The organism is Bradyrhizobium sp. KB893862 SZCCT0404, from assembly GCF_018130885.1.
Lineage (GTDB): Bacteria > Pseudomonadota > Alphaproteobacteria > Rhizobiales > Xanthobacteraceae > Bradyrhizobium > Bradyrhizobium stylosanthis.
Genome location: NZ_JAFCLT010000009.1, coordinates 230,599 through 249,270, shown reverse-complemented (window position 1 = coordinate 249,270; position 18,672 = coordinate 230,599). Strand labels below are relative to the sequence as shown.

The window sequence follows — 18,672 nt, the reverse complement described above, 5'->3', positions numbered from 1 at the left end:
CCCTACGCCACGCCCGCCCGCAGCAGATCGTGCAGGTGCACGATGCCCGCCACCTTGCCCGCGTCGGTCACCAGCAGGGTCGTGATCTTGCTGGTGTTCAGCACCTCGATCATCTCGGTGGCCAGCATCGAGGGCGGCACGGACTTCGGCTGCTTCGTCATGATCTCGTCGACCGTCGCCGTCAGAAGGTCGGGCCGCATGTGGCGGCGCAGATCGCCGTCGGTGATGATGCCGACGGCTTCGCCCGCGTCGTTGACGATGCAGACGCACCCCAGGCCCTTGGCCGACATCTCGACCACGGCGTCCGACATCTTGGTGCCCAGGGGCTTGACCGGAATCTCCGCGCCGGTGCGCATGTAGTCGCGCACGAATTTCAGCATCGCGCCCAGCTTGCCGCCGGGGTGGAAATGCGCGAACTCCAGCGCGGTGAAACCGCGGCCCTCGAGCAGCGCGATCGCTATGGCGTCGCCGATCGCGACCTGCATCATGGTCGAGGTGGTCGGCGCCAGATTGTGCGGGCAGGCCTCGCGGGCCTTCGGCAGCTCGATCACGATGTCGGCGGCCTGTCCGAGCGAGGACGCCGCGTTCGACGTCACCGCGATCATCGGGATCGCAAAGCGCGCCGAATAGTTCACCAGCGTCTTCATCTCCGGCTGCTCGCCGGACCAGGACAGCGCCATGATGACGTCGTCCTTGGTGATCATGCCGAGGTCGCCATGGGCGGCTTCCGCGGTGTGGACGAAGAAAGCGGGCGTGCCGGTCGAGGCCAGCGTCGCCGCGATCTTGCGCGCCATATGCCCGGACTTGCCGAGCCCGGTGACGATGACGCGGCCTTTGGCGTTGTGGATCAGGTCGACGGCCTTGGCGAAGGTCTCGCCGAGCGGGCCGCGCAGCGCGGCGGCGAGGGCGTTGATGCCGCCGCTCTCGGTCTCCAGCGTGCGGAGCGCGGATTCGACGCTGTCGGGGATGGAGCCGGATGATTTGGTCATCAGCGGTTTCGAACTCGGCATATTGAGGTCCAGGGAGGAGGGGCGTTCGCCCGTTGGCGCCTCTCTAGCACGCCCCGGCCAGCGAGGCGACGCGCGCCCCAATGCCCTCAACCGGTCATTAACCATAATTGTTTTAACTCCATTAACGATGGTTCCCGCCGCCCGGCGGGCACCATCGCGAAAGTGTTTGATTTCGTTGGAGTTATTCCACCTTGAGGTCGTCTCCAGGCACCGGCCGGAGCAAGAGCGCGCATCTCCTGCGCGCCGCTTTGCCGTGCCTTGCGCTGACGTCCCTTGGAAGCGCCCCAGCGGCCGCCCAGAGCATCACGCCCGACCTGTTCAATCCCAACCGCGGCGGCTTCGCCGCGCCCGACACCCTGCCGACGCGCCGCACGGCAGGCGTGCCACAGGCGCCGTCGGATGCGCTGCCGACTCTGCCCGATCCCGGGGCCGATCCGCGCAAGAGCCAGCAGGCGCCCGCGACCTCGCGCGTCGGCCAGGTGCCGACCTACGGCCTGCCCGCGGCCAATGGCGCCAGCGGCTCCGGCTACGACTCGCTGAACCGCAAGCGGCAGCAGCCCAAGTTCTATCCGGGCCAGGCCAAGCCGAAGCGCCCGCTCGGCCCCGGCTCGGCACCGCCGCCTGTGACGCCGGCGAGGACGCTTGGTCCGCCGCGCATCGCGCCGCCGCCGTCGGAGACCGCGCACAAGCCGCCGGTGCCGCCGGCGATGGCCGGCAATGTGCCCGGCCAGCCGCTGCGCCGCCGTCTCAAGGCCGATGACGACGCGTTCGGCGCGGTCGGCGACTACGCCGGCAGCTTCCTGATCAAGGGCGGGCTCGAGCTCTCCGCCGGCTACGACACCAACCCGGCGCGCCTCAACAAGCCCGTGGGATCGCCGGTCTACGTCGTCGCGCCCGACCTTCTCGTCCAGTCTGACTGGGAGCGCCACGCGCTGGTCGCCGACCTGCGCGGCTCGTTCTCGGGCTACACCAACAACATGCCGGCGACGATCGACGGCTTTGCCTCGCCGTCGCCGGTCGAGATCGATCGCCCCGATTTCACCGGCCATGTCGACGGCCGCCTCGACGTCAATCGCGATCTCAAGCTGACCTCGCAGTTGCGCCTGCGGCTCGCCACCGACAATCCCGGCAGCCCGAACGTGCAGGCCGGCCTGCAGAAATATCCCGTCTACGCCACCTACGGCACCACGGTCGGCTTCGACCAGACCTTCAACCGCTTCCAGGTCGCCGCCGGCGCCACCTTCGACCGCACCGCCTACACCAATTCGAAGCTCACCGACGGCTCGACCTTCAGCAACGATGACCGCGATTTCAACCAGTATGGCGGCGTCGGCCGCTTCTCCTACGAGCTCAAGCCGGGCCTGAAGCCGTTCGTCGAGATCCAGGGCGACACCCGCGTCCACGACCAGGCCGCCGACCGCAACGGCTTCCTGCGCGATTCAGACGGCGGCTATGCCAAGGTCGGCACGTCCTTCGAGTTCTCGCGCATCCTCACCGGCGAGGTCTCGGTCGGCTATTCCGCGCGCAACTATGTCGACCCGCGCCTCAGCCAGCTCGCGGGCTTCCTCACCTCGGGCTCGCTGATCTGGAACGCGAGCGGCCTCACCACCGTGAAGCTCGCCACCGACACGCAGATCAACGAGACCACCGTCCCCGGCTCCTCCGGCGTGCTGGTGCACACCTACGGCGTCGAGGTCGATCACGACTTCCGCCGCTGGCTCACCGCGGTCGGCAAGTTCACCTACGGCACCTACGACTACCAGAACCAGGGCCGCAACGACAAAACCTACTCGCTCGAAGGCAATCTGATCTACAAGCTCAACCGCAACATCTGGATCAAGGGCACACTGCGCCACGACATCCTGGATTCGAACCAGTCGGCCTCGAGCTCGCAGGGGACGGTGGTGATGGTCGGGGTGAGGTTGCAGAACTAGCGAGGGGCGAAGCATCGCGTTTGAGCGATTGCGTATGCGGCCTGGTTGGCGCCGCTCTCGCCACCCACTCCGCTGTCATGCCCCGGCTTGACCGGGGCATCCAGTACGCCGCGGCCTATCCGTATACGTTTGACGTCTCTGGAATACTGCATCGCCCGGTCAAGCCGGGCGATGACACTGTTTGCTGAACTGGCGGCGGAGCAACAGCTCAGCGCGGCAGATCCGTCTTCCCCATCAGGAATGTATCGATCGACCGTGCACACAGCCGGCCCTCGCGGATGGCCCACACCACCAGCGACTGGCCGCGGCGCATGTCGCCGGCGGTGAACACGTTGGGGCGCGAGGTCTGGTAGTCCAGCGTGTTGGCCTTGACGTTGCCGCGCGGGTCGAGGTCGACCGAGAGCAGCTTGAGCAGGCCTTCGTGCACGGGGTGCACGAAACCCATGGCGAGCAGCACGAGCTCGGCGTCGAGCTCGAACTCAGTGCCGGCGATCGGCTTGAACTTGTCGTCGACGTGCACGCAGTGCAGCTTCTTGACCTTGCCGTTCTCGCCCGAGAACTTCTGGGTCAGCACGGCGAATTCGCGAACCGCGCCTTCGGCCTGGCTGGAGGACGTCCGCATCTTCAGCGGCCAGTTCGGCCAGGTCAGGCCCTTGTTCTCGCGCTCGGGCGGGGCGGGCATGATCTCGAGCTGGGTCACCGACAGCGCGCCCTGGCGCAGCGAGGTGCCGATGCAGTCCGAACCGGTATCGCCGCCGCCGATGACGACGACGTGCTTGCCGCCGGCTAGGATCTCCTGGACGCCGCCCAGCGGCTCCTCGGAGACGCGGCGGTTCTGCTGCGGCAGGAAGTCCATGGCGTAGTGGATGCCGGCGAGGTCGCGGCCGGGGATCGGCAGGTCGCGCGGGGCTTCCGCGCCGCCGGTCAGCGCCACGGCGTCATACTCGTTGAGCATCTCGCGCGGGTCGACATTGCCGTCGGCGCCGACATGGCTGTTGTAGTGGAAGGTGACGCCTTCGCCTTCCATCTGCTTGACGCGGCGGTCGATGACGCCCTTCTCCATCTTGAAGTCAGGGATGCCGTAGCGCAGCAGGCCGCCGGCCTTGGCGTACTTCTCGAACAGGTGCACGTCGTGGCCGGCGCGCGCGAGCTGCTGGGCGCAGGCCATGCCGGCCGGGCCCGAGCCGATCACGGCGACCTTCTTGCCGGTCTTCTCGGCGGCGATCTCAGGCTTCAGCCAGCCATTGTCCCAGGCGCGGTCGACGATCGCGCATTCGATGGTCTTGATGGTGACGGGGTTGTCGTCGATGTTGAGCGTGCAGGACGCTTCACACGGCGCGGGGCAGATGCGGCCGGTGAACTCTGGGAAATTGTTGGTCGAGTGCAGATTGCGCGAAGCTTCTTCCCAGTTGCCCTGATAGACGAGGTCGTTCCAGTCGGGGATCTGGTTGTTGACCGGGCAGCCGGGCGTGCCGGGCGCGACCGAGCCGGTGCCGTGGCAATAGGGAATGCCGCAGTTCATGCAGCGCGCGGCCTGGTCGCGCACTTCCTTCTCGCTCAAGGGAACGACGAACTCGTTGTAATGCTTCACGCGCTCGGCGACCGGGGTGTACTTGCGGTCGTGCCGTTCGATTTCCAGAAAACCCGTGATCTTGCCCATTAAACCCGAAGTCCCTGCCGCTTAGTTCGTTTTGTTCTTTCACCCCTCATCCTGAGGAGCGGCGCGCTCTTTGCGCCGCGTCTCGAAGGATGAAGGCTCGGATGGCTGTCTCATGGTTCGAGGCGGCGCTTCGCCCCTCCTCACCACGAGGCTTCTTACCTACGCCCCGATCGCGATTTTCGGCTCGGCGTCCGCGTTGGCGGCCATTTCGCGCAGCGCGCGCCGGTACTCGACCGGCATCACCTTGCGGAATTTGGGCAGCCAGTCCTTCCAATTGGCAAGGATGTCGGCGGCGCGCTTGGAGCCGGTCGCTTTCGCGTGGCGCGAGATCAGGACGTGCAACCGCTCGACGTCGGAGGCGAGTAAATTGTTGAACACGTCGACCCGGCCATGCGCCTCGAGGTCACCGGAGTGGTGATAGGTGCCGGCGTTGATCAGCTCTTCCGACAGCACCGGCTCGAGCTCGACCATCGACATGTTGCACAGCTTGTCGAAATCGCCGGTCTCGTCGAGCACGTAGGCGATGCCGCCCGACATGCCGGCCGCGAAGTTGCGTCCGGTCTTGCCGAGCACGACCACGATGCCGCCGGTCATGTATTCGCAGCAGTGATCGCCCGCGCCTTCGACGACGGCGACCGCGCCCGAATTGCGCACGGCAAAGCGTTCGCCGGCGATGCCGCGGAAGTAGCACTCGCCCTCGATCGCGCCGTACATCACGGTGTTGCCGACGATGATGCTCTCTTCCGGCACGATGCCGCCGTTCCGCGGCGGCTTGACGATGATCTTGCCGCCCGAAAGGCCCTTGCCGACATAGTCGTTGCCTTCGCCTTCGAGCTCGAAGGTGACGCCGTGGGCAAGCCAGGCGCCGAAGGCCTGGCCGGCGGTGCCCTTGAGGCTGACATGGATCGTGTCATGCGGCAGGCCGGCATGGCCGTAGATCTTGGCGACCGCGCCCGACAGCATCGCACCCGCAGAGCGGTTGGTGCTGTTGATCGCAGCGTCGATCTTCACCGGCGCGCCGCGGTCGAGCGCAGGCGTCGCCTTCTCGATCAGCGTGCGGTCGAGCACCGCCTCCAGATGATGGTTCTGGCGCTCGGAGTGATAGATCTTCTGGCCCTTCTCTTCCTTCTGCTTGACGAACAGCTTCGAGAAATCGAGCCCCTTGGCCTTCCAGTGCGCGACCAGCCTGGTCTGGTCGAGCAGCTGAACCTGGCCGACCATCTCGTTGAAGCTGCGGAAGCCGAGCGAGGCCATGATCTCGCGGACTTCCTCCGCGACGAAGAAGAAGTAGTTGATCACGTGCTCGGGCTGGCCGGTGAAGCGCTTGCGCAGGACGGGGTCCTGGGTGGCGACGCCGACCGGGCAGGTGTTGAGATGGCACTTGCGCATCATGATGCAGCCCGCCGCAATCAAGGGCGCGGTGGCGAAGCCGAACTCGTCGGCTCCGAGCAGCGCGCCGATCACGACGTCACGGCCGGTGCGGAAGCCGCCGTCGACCTGGACCACGATGCGGCTGCGCAGCCGCTCGCGCACCAGGGTCTGGTGGGTTTCGGCGAGGCCGATCTCCCAAGGTGAACCGGCGTGCTTGATCGAGGTCAACGGCGAAGCGCCGGTGCCGCCCTCGAAGCCTGCGATGGTGACATGGTCGGCGCGCGCCTTGGCGACGCCGGCGGCGACCGTGCCGACGCCGATCTCGGAGACGAGCTTGACCGAGACGTCGCCCGTCGGGTTGACGTTCTTGAGGTCGTAGATCAGCTGCGCCAGATCCTCGATCGAGTAGATGTCGTGGTGCGGCGGCGGCGAGATCAGGCCGACACCCGGGGTCGAGTGACGGACCTTGGCGATGGTTGCGTCCACCTTGTGGCCGGGCAGCTGGCCGCCTTCGCCGGGCTTGGCACCCTGCGCCATCTTGATCTGCATCATGTCGGAGTTGACGAGATACTCCGTGGTGACGCCGAAGCGGCCCGAGGCGACCTGCTTGATCGCCGAGCGCATGGAATCGCCGTTCGGCATCGGCTTGAAGCGGTCGGCTTCCTCGCCGCCTTCGCCGGTGTTCGACTTGCCGCCGATCCGGTTCATGGCGATCGCGAGCGTGGTGTGCGCCTCGCGCGAGATCGAGCCGAAGCTCATCGCGCCGGTGGCGAAACGCTTGACGATGTCCTTGGCCGGCTCGACCTGGTCGAGCGGCACCGGCTTGCGCTTCTCCTCGTCGGCGTTCTTGATCCGGAACAGGCCGCGCAGCGTCAGCAGCCGCTCCGACTGCTCGTTGAGAATCTTCGCGAAGGCGCGGTAGCGCTCCAGCGAATTGCCGCGTGCGGCGTGCTGCAGCAGCCCGACCGACTCGGCGGTCCAGGCATGGTCCTCGCCGCGGCTGCGATAGGCGTATTCGCCGCCGACGTCGAGCGCGGTCTTGTAGACCTGCGCCTCGCCGAACGCGTCGGCATGACGGCGCACGGCTTCTTCCGCGATCTCGGCAAGGCCGACGCCTTCGACGCGGGTGTGCGTGCCGGCGAAGAATTTGCCGACGAAATCAGCCTTGAGGCCGACCGCGTCGAAGATCTGCGCGCCGCAATAGGACTGGTAGGTCGAGATGCCCATCTTGGACATCACCTTGAGCAGGCCCTTGCCGATCGACTTGATGTAGCGCTTGACGATCTCGTAGTCGTCGAGCGAGCCGGGCAGGCGGTCCTTCATCGCGACGATGGTCTCGAACGCGAGGTACGGATTGATCGCTTCGGCGCCGTAGCCGGCAAGGCAGGCGAAGTGATGCACTTCGCGCGGCTCGCCGGATTCGACGACGAGGCCGACCGAGGTGCGCAGGCCCGTGCGGATCAGATGATGATGCACGGCGGCGCAGGCCAGCAGCGACGGGATCGGCACGCGGTCGGTGCCGACCATGCGGTCGGACAGGATGATGATGTTGACGCCCTCGCGCACCGCGCTTTCGGCGCGCGCGCAGAGCTCGTCCAAGACCTGGTCCATGCCGGCCGCGCCGAGACCGGCGTGGAACGTCGTGTCGAGCGTGCGCGACTTGAAGTGCGATTCGGCGACGTCGGAGATCGAGCGGATCTTCTCGAGATCCGCGTCGGTCAGGATCGGCTGGCGCGCTTCGAGGCGCTTGGTGGTGGCAAGGCCCTGCAGGTCGAACAGATTCGGCCGCGGTCCGATGATGGAGACGAGGCTCATCACCAGCTCCTCGCGGATCGGGTCGATCGGCGGGTTGGTGACCTGCGCGAAGTTCTGCTTGAAGTAGGTGAACAGCGGCTTGGCCTTGTCCGACAGCGCCGAGATCGGCGTGTCGTTGCCCATCGAGCCCGCGGCTTCCTCGCCGGTGGAGGCCATCGGCGTCATCAGGATGGTGATGTCTTCCTGGCTGTAGCCGAACGCCTGCTGGCGATCGAGCAGCGACAGGTTGGAGCGCACGCCGGTGGTCGGCACCTTCGGCAGCTCTTCCAGCACGATCTGGGTCCGCTCCAGCCACTCCTTGTAGGGATGGCTCTTGGCGAGCTCGGCCTTGATCTCGTCATCCGGGATCAGGCGGCCCTGCTCGAGATCGACCAGCAGCATCTTGCCGGGCTGCAGGCGCCACTTGGTGATGATCTGGTCCTCGGGGATCGTCAGCACGCCCATCTCGGACGCCATGACGATGCGGTCGTCCTTGGTTACGAGATAGCGCGCCGGCCGCAGGCCGTTGCGGTCGAGCGTGGCGCCGATCTGGCGGCCGTCGGTGAAGGCGATCGCGGCGGGGCCGTCCCACGGCTCCATCAGCGCGGCATGATATTCGTAGAAGGCGCGGCGCTTCTCATCCATCAAGGGATTGCCGGCCCACGCCTCCGGAATCATCATCATGACGGCGTGCGGCAGCGAATAGCCGCCCTGCACCAGGAATTCGAGCGCGTTGTCGAAGCAGGCGGTGTCCGACTGTCCTTCGTAGGAGATCGGCCAGAGCCGGTTGATGTCCTTGCCGTAGAGCTCGGAGCTCACCGAGGCCTGGCGCGCCGCCATCCAGTTGGTATTGCCGCGCAGCGTGTTGATCTCGCCGTTATGCGCGATCATGCGGTAGGGATGCGCAAGCGACCACGCCGGGAAAGTGTTGGTCGAGAAGCGTTGATGCACCAGCGCGAGCGCGCTCTCGAAATCCTTCTCGTGCAAATCGGGATAGTACTTGCCGAGCTGGTCGGCGAGGAACATGCCCTTGTAGATCACGGTGCGGCACGACATCGAGCAGGGGTAATAGCCCGCAAGGCCGCGGTCGCGGCGCTGGTAGATCGCCTGCGAGATCGACTTGCGCAGGATGTAGAGCCGGCGCTCGAAGTCGTCCTCGGTCTTGGCGGTGCCGTTGCGGCCGATGAACACCTGCATGCAGGCGGGCTCGGTCGGCTTCACGGTGACGCCGAGCGAGGAGTTGTCGGTCGGCACGTCGCGCCAGCCGAGCAGGGTCAGGCCCTCTTCCTTGATCTGGTCGGCGATGATGCTCTTGATGACGTTGCGCCAGGCGGTGTCGCGCGGCATGAACAGCGCGCCGATGGCGTATTCGCCGGGCGCCGGCAGCGCGAAGCCGAGCTCCTTCGCCTTGCGGCTGAAGAAGGCGTGCGGGATCTGCACGAGAATGCCGGCGCCGTCACCGGCGCGCGGGTCGGCGCCGACGGCGCCGCGATGCTCGAGATTGCAGAGAATGCTCAGCGCGTCCGAGACGATCTCGTGCGACTTCTTGCCCTTGATGTTGGCGATGAAGCCGACGCCGCAGCTGTCCTTCTCCAGGCTCGGATCGTAGAGGCCAACGGCCGGCGGGCGCGAATTGTGTTCCTGAATCGGATCGGTCGTTTTCGAGGCGACCGTCGCCGACAGCTCTTCTGCCACGATGCTTGCGCGCTCGAATTGCGACCCGTTCATTGTTCCAATCCTCTCCATGCGGCAAGCTGTCTCACCGCCATCTTCGGCGCACCTTGGGCGTACCGCGGCACCCGCCTCTGGGTCACCGCTCGTCCGTTGCGAGCCGCATTTTCTTAAATTCAGGCCAAGGCGTTCTTCGTCCCCGAGAACGGCTTTGCCTGTTGCCTTCTTGTGCTCGAAAGCACCGACTTTCGTTGCAATCCGTATGCCGGAACTGCAAAGAAAATTAAGACAGTCTTCCTGTCCTAACCAGCACCTTGCCAAATTTTTGTCTATCACACAAGCGCGCGGAAGTCCCGATTCCCGATATGTCAATCAATCGCTTTCCGAAAGTTGCGCGGCCCCGGTTTTGAAGCAAACGCGCCCTGATCCGGCCCTGCAGACGCCGAAATCGCCAATGAAGCTTCGGATCGGCCCTTCGGAAGGCGCGCCACGCCGCGAGAAGCGAAAGAGCGCGCCTCCGTTCGGGGTCTGACAGGAGCGTCTCGACCATGAAGTTTTTCACAGGATGTGTGGCCGCCGCCGCGCTGGCGATGGCCGCAAGCTCGGTTCAAGCGCAAGTTCCCGCGAACGGTATCTCGGGAGGGGCGATGATCGCGGTGTCGGATTTCGACGGACCCTATGGGCCGCCGGACGCTGCGCCGCCACCACCGCCGCGTTATGGCTACGGTTATGGCTATGAGGAGCGCGGCCCGGCCCCGGCATTGCTGCCGGCGACCGAGGTCTACGCCGTCCTGCGCGACAACGGCTTCTCGCCGCTCGGCATCCCGCGCCTGCGCGGCAGCGTCTACACCATCGCGGTGATCGACCGCCGCGGCGACGACGGCCGGCTGGTGATCGATGCCCGTGACGGACGAATCCTGCGCTTTATGCCGGCCGCCGATGCCTACGGCATGGCGCCGTCCTATGAAGAGCGCGCGGTCGGCTCTTACGGCCCGCAAACCGCGCTGCCGCCGCCGACCGTGGTCCGCAGCGGCCCGCCGCGCCCGCCGGCCGCGATCCCGCATGTCGCCAAGCGCACCGTGCCGCTGCCCAAGGCCGCTCCGCAGCGCGGTGAGGTCCCGGTCGCGGCGGTGAAGCCGGCTGAACCGGCACCGCAGGTCCAGGCGCCAGAGGCCAAGGCGTCCGAAGTTAAGGCGCCGCAGGCTCAGCCCGCACAGGCACAACCTCCGCAGCAGCAGGCCGCCGCTGTGCAGGCCAAGCCCGCCGAAGCCGCGCCGCAAGCCAACGCGCCAACCGTCGGCCGGGCCAAGCCCGCGGCAACGATCCAGCCGACGCAGGAGATGCCGGCCGCGCAGGGGCTGGATTAGTGTTGGTGGTTTTGTCCCACCCACGCTGTCGTCCCGGCCCCGCGCGCAATTGCGCGCTAGGCCGGGACGACGGCTGGGACAGAGTTGCGCAAAACAAAAGGGCCCGAAAAATTTCGGACGCTTTTACGTTGTTGCGATGAAGGTCAGCTCCGCGGATATCCCGCCGCTTCCAGGATCAGATTCGCCACCTCCTTCGGATGCGACACCAGCGAGAGATGGCCGGCGTCGAGCTCGATCGTGGTGGCGTTCATGCGCTTGGCAAGGAAGCGCTCGAAATCGGGATTGATGGTGCCGTCGTTCTTCGAGACCGCGTACCAGCTCGGCTTCGAATGCCACGCCGCTTCCGTGGTGCGGCCGGCGAAGATCGAGGCCGCCGTCGGCCATTGCACCGCGTAGAGCTCCCTGGCCTGCTCCGGCTTCACGCCGTTGGCGAAGTACTTCAGGAACGCGTCTTCTGAGAGCTTGGTGTAGCCGTCGCGCTCGACGATGCCGGCGCGTGCGGGGCCTGCCGGATACTGCTTGGACAGCGCGACGAAATCCTCATTCGCGTCGGGCGCGCGTGCCGCGATGTAGACGAGGCCGGTGACCTTCGGATCGGTGCCGACCTGGCTGATCACGGTGCCGCCCCAGGAATGCGCGACCAGCACGGTCGGTCCGTCCTGCTCGGCCAGCGCGCGCTTGGTGGCATCGACGGAATCGGCGAGCGACGACAGCGGATTTTGCACGGCGGTGACGTTGAGGCCGGCGGCCTGGAGGATCGGGATCACCTCGGACCAGCTCGAGCCGTCGGCCCAGGCGCCGTGCACCAGCACGACGTTCTTCGCCTTCACCGTCTGCGGTGTCTGCGCATGCGCGAGGCTGAGAGGGGCCGCCAGCAGGCTCGCGGCGACGAAAAGGCTGCGCCAAAGGGTCAAGATCGGTCTCCGTTGTCTTGGGTTCGATGCCCAAAGGACGGAGTGCGCAATGCTGCCGTTACGCCGCTCACCAGTCTGTGATGCGGTGCGGTAGATATCCGCTGTCGTCCCGGCCTAGCGCGCAATTGCGCGCTGGGGGGGGGGCGGGACCCATACCGCGAGGTCTATCGGTGGCGCGCGGTAGACGTACCGAACTCCGAATCTTCGCCAAACGTCTCTCTGGGGTAATGGGTCCCGGCTTTCGCCAGGACGACGTTGGGGGACGCCGGGACGACCAGAGCGAGGCCAGCGCACAACAAAAACGCCCCGGGGCACCGGGGCGTTCTCGCAACCTGGAAGTCGAGTGCTGCTTAGGCGGCTTGCGCGGCCGAGTTCTCGATCACCTGCGCCTTCGCAGCGCCGGCGTTGATCGCGATCTGGCGCGGCTTCTTGGCTTCGGGAATCTCGCGAACGAGATCGACGTGAAGCAGGCCGTTCTCGAGCGAGGCGTCCTTCACCTGCACGAAGTCGGCAAGCTGGAAGGCGCGCTCGAAGGCACGCGCGGCGATGCCGCGATAGAGCACTTCGGATTTGCTGTTCTCGTTGGCGACCTTCTCGCCCTTGATCGTCAGCGTGTTTTCCTTCGCGACGATGGAGAGCTCATCCTTGGCAAAGCCCGAGACCGCGACGGTGATGCGGTAGGCGTTCTCGCCGGTGCGCTCGATGTTGTAGGGGGGATAGCCGGGGCTGCCGTCCGAGCTTGCCTGGTCGAGCAGGTTGAAGAGACGGTCGAAGCCGACGGTGGAACGATAAAACGGGGTGAGATCGTAGCTACGCATGGTCAAGTCCTCCATTGAGCGACTGTTTTGAGTAACCCGCCCGCCAATCGGGCCGGGCTTTAGTCTGTGTGCAGCCTGATGTTCCGGTTCCGAAACACTGGTAGCGGCCTGCACGAAGGTGATATGGGTGGAACGAGACGGCGTTCAAGAGGGCGGCAACAGCGCCTTTTCGGCGCTCCCGCCCCTTGATTTGCAGCACTTGAGTACAGCACTTGGCGCCCAAGCACTCCCGATCATGACGCTGGTCTCGATTCCCTCCAACCCCGTTCCCGAAGACGTCGTCAGCGGTACGATCAAGACCCCTGATGGCGTCGAGCTGCGCTTTGCGCGCTGGGCGCCGCCGGCGAACCGCAAAGGCACGGTCTGCGTCTTCACCGGGCGCAGCGAGCAGATCGAGAAATATTTCGAGACCGTGCGCGATCTGCGCGACCGCGGCTTCGCCGTGGCGATGATCGACTGGCGCGGGCAGGGGCATTCGTCGCGCCGCCTGCGCGACCCGCGCAAGGGCTATGTGCGCGACTTCTCCGATTTCGAGATCGACGTCGAGGCCTTCGTGCAGCAGGTGGTGCTGCCGGACTGCCCGCCGCCCTTCTTCGCGCTCGCCCACTCCATGGGCGGCACGGTGATGCTGCGCGTGGCGCATTCCGGCAAGCGCTGGTTCGACCGCATGGTGCTGTCGGCGCCGATGATCGACCTGCCCGGCCGCTCCACCTCGTTTCCGGCGCGCGCGCTGCTGAAGACGATGCGCCTGATGGGGATGGGCGGCCGCTATGTTCCCGGCGGCAGCGACCGCATCACCGGGCTCGACCCCTTCATCAACAATCCCCTGACCAGCGATCCCGTCCGCTATGCGCGCAACGCCGCGATCCTGGAGGAGGATCCGACGCTCGGGTTGGCGTCACCCACGGTCGCCTGGGCCGACACCGCTTTCCGCGCCATGAACACCTTCCGGGGCATGAACTACCCCTCCGAGATCCGCCAGCCGATCCTGATGCTGGCGGCCTCCAACGACGCCGTGGTCTCGACCGCGGCGATCGAGGAGTTCGCCTATCATTTGCGTGCCGGCTCGCATCTCGTGATCGCGGGCGCCAAGCACGAGATCCTTCAGGAGCAGGACCGCTACCGCTCCCAGTTCTGGGCCGCCTTCGACGCCTTCGTGCCGGGCACGCCGCTGTTCAAGTGAGAAGCGCGCGAGATCGCGCCGCAAACTCCGTCATGACGGGCTCGTCCCGGGCATCCACGGAGTTCGGTTCGGCGAGACAAGAACGTGGATGGCCGGGACAAGCCCGGCCATGACGATCTCGAAGCAGTGTCAGTTCGCTACAGCGTCTTCAGATACTCGATCAAATCGTAGCGCTCGTTGTCATCCCTGAAGATGCGGCCGATCACACCATCGCGTTTCGGCTCGCCTTCCTTGCGCTCGAAGGAATGCCCGAGCACGCTGTTGCCCTGGATCAGCCGGCCGTCGGATCCGGTCATCAAGAACTGCGTCTCGCCGGTCTTGCAGCGCTCGTCGGCAGTGACCGCGAAGCCCACCGTCACGGGATCATAGTCGCGGCGGCCCATGCAGAATTTCTGCGGGCGCTCGTTCTGCGGCTTCAGCAGCCAGTACAGCGAAGGCACCGAGCCGTTGTGCAGATAGGGCGCGGTCGCCCAGATGCCGTTCAGCGGCCGCGCGCGGTAGCGCGGATCGGGCGCGGGATTGAGGCAGTTCTTGCGCGCCATATTCCACAATTTCGCCCGTTCCGCGTCCGGCACCTCCTGGTCGACCATCCATTTCTGGGCGACGAGATCGACCACGGTCATGAGGCCGAGCGCATAGACCATCTCGGTCGGCGAGGTGCTCGCGGTCGGGATGTCGCACTGCCACCATTTCTGCAGGTCCGACGTATTCACCTTCAGGAAGGCGGGCACGTCGACGATCCGCTTGCTGAGCACGAGCGACTGTTCGGGATCGGTCTTGATCTCCTTGAGCGGGATCGTGACCGCGTTCAGGACCTTGCTGTCGCCGCTTGTCTCCCAATGCCCCGAGGACCAGAAGGCCGGGGTGTCGACGGCGGGCAAATGGCAACCCGAGCACATCTCGGCGTAGATCTTGCGGCCGTTCTCGACCTTCGTCTGGTCGATCCGCCAGGCGTCACCGAGGATTTGCGACGGCCATTTCGGCGACAGCAGGCCGCCGAACTTCGGACCTTTGGCGGGATCGGGCGCCCTGAACGGATCGGGGCCCCTGAGCATGTCCTCGATCCAGCCGAGCGTCCTGATATCGACGGAGGAGGCCCACAGCCGCTTCTCGGGATAGGCGTCGGACAGATTGAGCAGGGCGGTCACGCCGAGGGCCTCGCCCGCGTTCCGGATCAGCGGCTGCTCGATGGAGGCGTCGTATTGGGCGAACTTGAACCACGGCACCGTCCAGATCGCGGGATAGCTGACCGGCGCGTCCTGGGCATGCAGGTTCTTTTCGAATCCCTTGACCCCGCTCAAGGCGAGATCCTGAGCGAACACCTGATTGCCGATGCGATTGAGGGCGTCGAGGCGGCCGAAGCCTTCCTCGGTGTCCTGCTGCCACCTGCCGTCCCAGGTCTTCTTGTGCTCGATCGTGTTGTTGTACCTGGTCTGCCAGTCGAGCAGGAAATCCATGGTCGCGGAGAGCTTCTGCTTGAGCGCCTTGCGGTCCGCCTTGCTTGCTTCGCGGCCGAGCACGCGATCGGCAAAGCGGTCGAAGCGGAACGGGACGTACACCGTGTAGGCGATCGACAGCCCGGTCACGAGCTCGAGCTTCTTCAGATCGGTCATCGCCGGGCCGCCGTCGAAGCGCACGTCGATGCCCTGATACTGGATATGGCCGGTATGGCAGGCCGCGCAGGTCAGCCCGATCTTGTCCTCCTCGCGACGGCCGGTCGCGGGATCGACCACGCCCGTCATTCGCGCGAAGCCGACCGGCAGGCCGTCGACGTTCTCGGCCGGCGTCCACCTTGATGACCAGTCGCCCGCCTGCGTCGTCTCATAGACGTTGGCGTAGCCGAACTGGCGCAGCGTGGCCGCGTCGGTGTTGATCGATTTCGGGCTCGGGATGAAGCCGAAGCGCTCGAGATAGGTGCTGTCCTTCAACATGCCGGGCTGCGAGACCAGGCGAAGGCGCGGCTGCTCCAGCGCCATGAACCATTCATATGGCACCGGGAAGGTCGCGGTGCCCTGGCTGGCGTGGTGGAACCAGTGCCGGTCTTTCAGCGACCAGTTCTGCTCGAGCCAATAGGCGGCCGTCGTCTGCGGAAGCGTGGGCAAGGGCGGCGGCAGGAGCTGCGCGAGGATGCCCTTCTGCGGCAGCATCGCGCGGACCTGGTTGGGGAATTCGGCGACCGCAACGAGGACGGCAAGAACGAGCGCCAAAGCGCCCGCCGTGAGGCCAAGCGCCCAGCGAAACCGGAGCGCGCAGGTCGACAGCAGCGGTTGCGATACGATCCGCTGGTTGATGCGATCGGGGAAGCTGCGCTCGTTGAACAGCGTGCGGACGTCGTCCACGCTGAGATAGCGGTCCTCGGGCTTGTCCTTGCCGCCCTTGCCCATGATCTTCAGCAGGATCGGCCATTCGAATTTCATCAGCAGCGGGTAGTACCAGCGCGCGCTACTCCCGGCGCGCTTGAGATTCTCCTGCATGAACGTCTTGATTTCCGCGGCGTTGAGGCCGGTCTCGCTCATGCCCGTATTCGGGTCGTTGTAGGTACGGCCGAAGCTCGCCAGACGAGCGATCTCGTCCTCGTTGACCTTGCCGTCGACGCCGAGGATGCGCGAGCCGGCGCCGAGCTTGTCGAGGGGCCCGCCGCGCAATGCATCGAGCTGCGCGCCGGACCACCAGCTCTTCAGGATATGACTGAAGCCGTTGGCGATCATCGCGACGCCGCGGGTCTGGATGCGGGCCGACGTCTTCTTCAGCCCCGTCTCGCCGCTCGCATTCGCGATGGTCTGCGACAGCGTGTTGAGCGGAACGGTGCCGCCGTCGACGAAGCCTTCGCCGACGAGGCCGCGCAGGAATGGGCAGGGATTGTCCGGCGAGACCTGGATCGAGGGGGCGAGGGGCGGCTTCGAAGCGGGATCATGCATGGCCCAAAATCCTGAAAAACAGCGAATCGCGAAATACGGCGGCGCGATCAAGCGCGCAAAGTCCTAACAAACCGACAGCAGGCTATACTACTTCAGCGTGTAGAGAAGTGTGGCCGATTTCACTGTCCTGTCAATAAGGCCAGGCGGCAGACCGCCACGGGGATGTGAAGAGCGCGTGAAAGGCCCGCGGGCCGCCGGTCAGGACTCGGCGGCGCGTTTGACGTCGCTCTGGACCAGGGTCAGCTTGCCGAGCGGCACACCCGCATTGAGAAGTCCCGCGCGGTAATGCGCGACGTCCTCGGCCCGCTTCCAGTGGAAATTGCGCAAGTGACGGTCGACGTTGAGGGTCGGGTAGTTGCTCATGAGCACCCGGGCGGCCTCGTCGGCTTCCGCGGTCCGGCCCAATTGCGCCAGGGCCGCGGCGCGGATCGCCAGCGCCTGCATGTGATTGGGGTTGATGTAGAGCTGCTCGCGCGCCCATGACAGGGTCGCGTCATATTGGCGCAACAGGTAATGACTGAAGGCGTTCAGCGTGGCCCACTGGTAGCGCGGGTCGCTGTTGTCGCGCTGCGCCGCCATCGAGAACAGCTCGATCGCCTCGCGATGCTCGCCGATCACGAAATGGCAGATGCCGAGCACGCCGCGTGCGCCATTGTCGTAGGGGTTGAGCGCGACCGCACGCTTGGCGGCGTCCATCGCGGCCTCGTAATGTCCCTCCATCGCGTGGGCCCAGGACAGGATCGAGAACGCGAAGGAAGAGCGCGGGTCGAGCCGGACGCTGGTCTCGGCGAGGTTCATCGCCTCGGCCCACATCTCGCGCGTGCCTTTGACCCAGCCGAACTGGATGCTCTGGATCTGGATCGTGGCGAGATAGGCATGCGCGATCGACAGTTTGGGATCGACCTTGATGGCCTCCCGGAACAGGTCGACGGCGGCGGCCAGATCCTCCTTGGTCTGCCGGTAGTAATGCGACAGTCCCTTGAGGAAGCGATCCCAGGCGGTGACGTCGGTCGAGAGCCGCGCCGGCGCCGAGGCCTCGGCACGGACGATCTCGGTGGCGATCGCCGCGGACAGGTTGGTGGTGATCTCGTCCTGCATCGCGAAGAGATCGCCGATGTCGCGGTCGTAGCGCCCGGTCCAGAGCTGCTCGCCGGTCTCCGGCGCGATCAGCTCGGCCGTGACGCGGATCTTGGCGCCGGCGCGCCGCACCGATCCCTGGATCAGATAGGTCGCGTCGATCTCGCGCGCGATCAGCCGCGTGCTCAAATTCTTGCCCTTGAAGGCGAAGGTCGAGTTGCGGCTCAGCACGCGATAGAAGGATTGCAGCGACAGCGCGTGGATCAGATCCTCGGTGAGGCCGTCGGAGAAATATTCGTCCTGGGCGTCGCTGAGATTGGCGAAGGGCAGCACGCCGACGATCGCCGTACGGTACTGCTGCGACAGCGCCGACGCCTCCCTCAGCTCGGGGGCCAGCGCCGGCGCCCCCTCGGGCGTCCAGGTCCAGACCCCGATCGCATCCTTGATGTTCTTGAAGCGATGGTTGCCCGCGTCGGTCAGCGGCACGGTGAGATGCTTGCTGGCCTCGCGATAGGCCTTGGCCGAGATCGCGAAGCCGCCGGGGCTCGACACCGATTCCATGCGGACGGCGATGTTGACATCGTCACCGAACACCTCGTCCTCGTCGGCGATGACGTCGCCCATGTGGATGCCGAGCCGGAACTGCATCGCGCGGTCCGCAGGCAGATGGTGGTTGCGCTCGGCCATCAGCGTCTGCATCGCGACCGCCGCCTCGGTGGCACCGACGATGGAGGCGAACTCGAGCAGGAAGCCGTCGCCGGTGTTCTTCACGACGCGGCCGCCGTGATTGAGAATGATGGGGTGGATCGCGGCGCGATGAGCCTTGAAGGCGGCATGGGTGCCGGCTTCGTCGCTGCCCATCATGCGCGAATAGCCGGCGACATCGGCGCAGACAATGGCGGCCAGACGTCTTTCCATCTTCCGGGGCTCCAAGGGGACTTGGTAAGGGATCTGG

General features: G+C 65.9%; 10 protein-coding genes. 3 read left to right on the top strand and 7 right to left on the bottom strand.

Features of this window, described 5'->3' with window-relative positions; translation table 11 throughout:
* Positions 1 to 2 precede the first annotated feature (2 nt).
* Complete coding sequence (locus tag JQ617_RS30945) at positions 3 to 1,010, bottom strand: KpsF/GutQ family sugar-phosphate isomerase (protein ID WP_212029622.1); 1,008 nt, start codon at positions 1,008 to 1,010, stop codon at positions 3 to 5.
* A gap of 191 nt (positions 1,011 to 1,201) precedes the next feature.
* Between JQ617_RS30945 and JQ617_RS30940 the strand changes: the two genes are divergently transcribed.
* The gene (locus JQ617_RS30940) at positions 1,202 to 2,944 is read left to right on the top strand and encodes an outer membrane beta-barrel protein (RefSeq protein ID WP_212029621.1); all 1,743 of its coding nucleotides are present in this window, start codon (positions 1,202 to 1,204) and stop codon (positions 2,942 to 2,944) included.
* 208 nt (positions 2,945 to 3,152) lie between these two features.
* On the opposite strand, the gene JQ617_RS30935 is transcribed toward JQ617_RS30940, so the two are convergent.
* Together JQ617_RS30935 and gltB are read right to left on the bottom strand one after the other, a co-directional pair.
* Entirely contained in the window at positions 3,153 to 4,604 is a 1,452-nt protein-coding gene (locus JQ617_RS30935) for a glutamate synthase subunit beta (RefSeq protein ID WP_212029620.1), read from the bottom strand.
* Positions 4,605 to 4,763: 159 nt separating this feature from the next.
* Positions 4,764 to 9,497 carry a glutamate synthase large subunit gene (gene gltB, locus JQ617_RS30930; protein WP_212029619.1) on the bottom strand — a complete coding sequence of 1,578 codons (4,734 nt, stop codon included), beginning with the start codon at positions 9,495 to 9,497 and terminating at the stop codon, positions 4,764 to 4,766.
* A 491-nt stretch (positions 9,498 to 9,988) separates the two neighbouring features.
* Here gltB and JQ617_RS30925 point away from each other — a divergent pair, with 491 nt between their 5' ends.
* Positions 9,989 to 10,807: a hypothetical protein gene (locus JQ617_RS30925; protein WP_212029618.1), complete on the top strand. Its 819-nt coding sequence runs from the start codon at positions 9,989 to 9,991 to the stop codon at positions 10,805 to 10,807.
* A 143-nt stretch (positions 10,808 to 10,950) separates the two neighbouring features.
* Here the strand turns inward: JQ617_RS30925 and JQ617_RS30920 are convergent, their stop codons facing one another.
* Complete coding sequence (locus JQ617_RS30920) at positions 10,951 to 11,721, bottom strand: alpha/beta fold hydrolase (protein ID WP_212029617.1); 771 nt, start codon at positions 11,719 to 11,721, stop codon at positions 10,951 to 10,953.
* 350 nt (positions 11,722 to 12,071) lie between these two features.
* Complete coding sequence (locus tag JQ617_RS30915; RefSeq protein ID WP_063687776.1) at positions 12,072 to 12,539, bottom strand: Hsp20 family protein; 468 nt, start codon at positions 12,537 to 12,539, stop codon at positions 12,072 to 12,074.
* A gap of 235 nt (positions 12,540 to 12,774) precedes the next feature.
* Here JQ617_RS30915 and JQ617_RS30910 point away from each other — a divergent pair, with 235 nt between their 5' ends.
* Positions 12,775 to 13,722, top strand: coding sequence for an alpha/beta fold hydrolase (locus JQ617_RS30910; protein WP_145658086.1), 948 nt, complete (start codon positions 12,775 to 12,777; stop codon positions 13,720 to 13,722).
* A 137-nt stretch (positions 13,723 to 13,859) separates the two neighbouring features.
* On the opposite strand, the gene JQ617_RS30905 is transcribed toward JQ617_RS30910, so the two are convergent.
* Entirely contained in the window at positions 13,860 to 16,640 is a 2,781-nt protein-coding gene (locus JQ617_RS30905) for a di-heme-cytochrome C peroxidase (protein ID WP_212029616.1), read from the bottom strand.
* Positions 16,641 to 16,838: 198 nt separating this feature from the next.
* Positions 16,839 to 18,635, bottom strand: a complete 1,797-nt coding sequence (locus tag JQ617_RS30900; protein WP_212029615.1) for an adenylate/guanylate cyclase domain-containing protein — start codon at positions 18,633 to 18,635, stop codon at positions 16,839 to 16,841.
* Between the last annotated feature and the right edge of the window lie 37 nt (positions 18,636 to 18,672).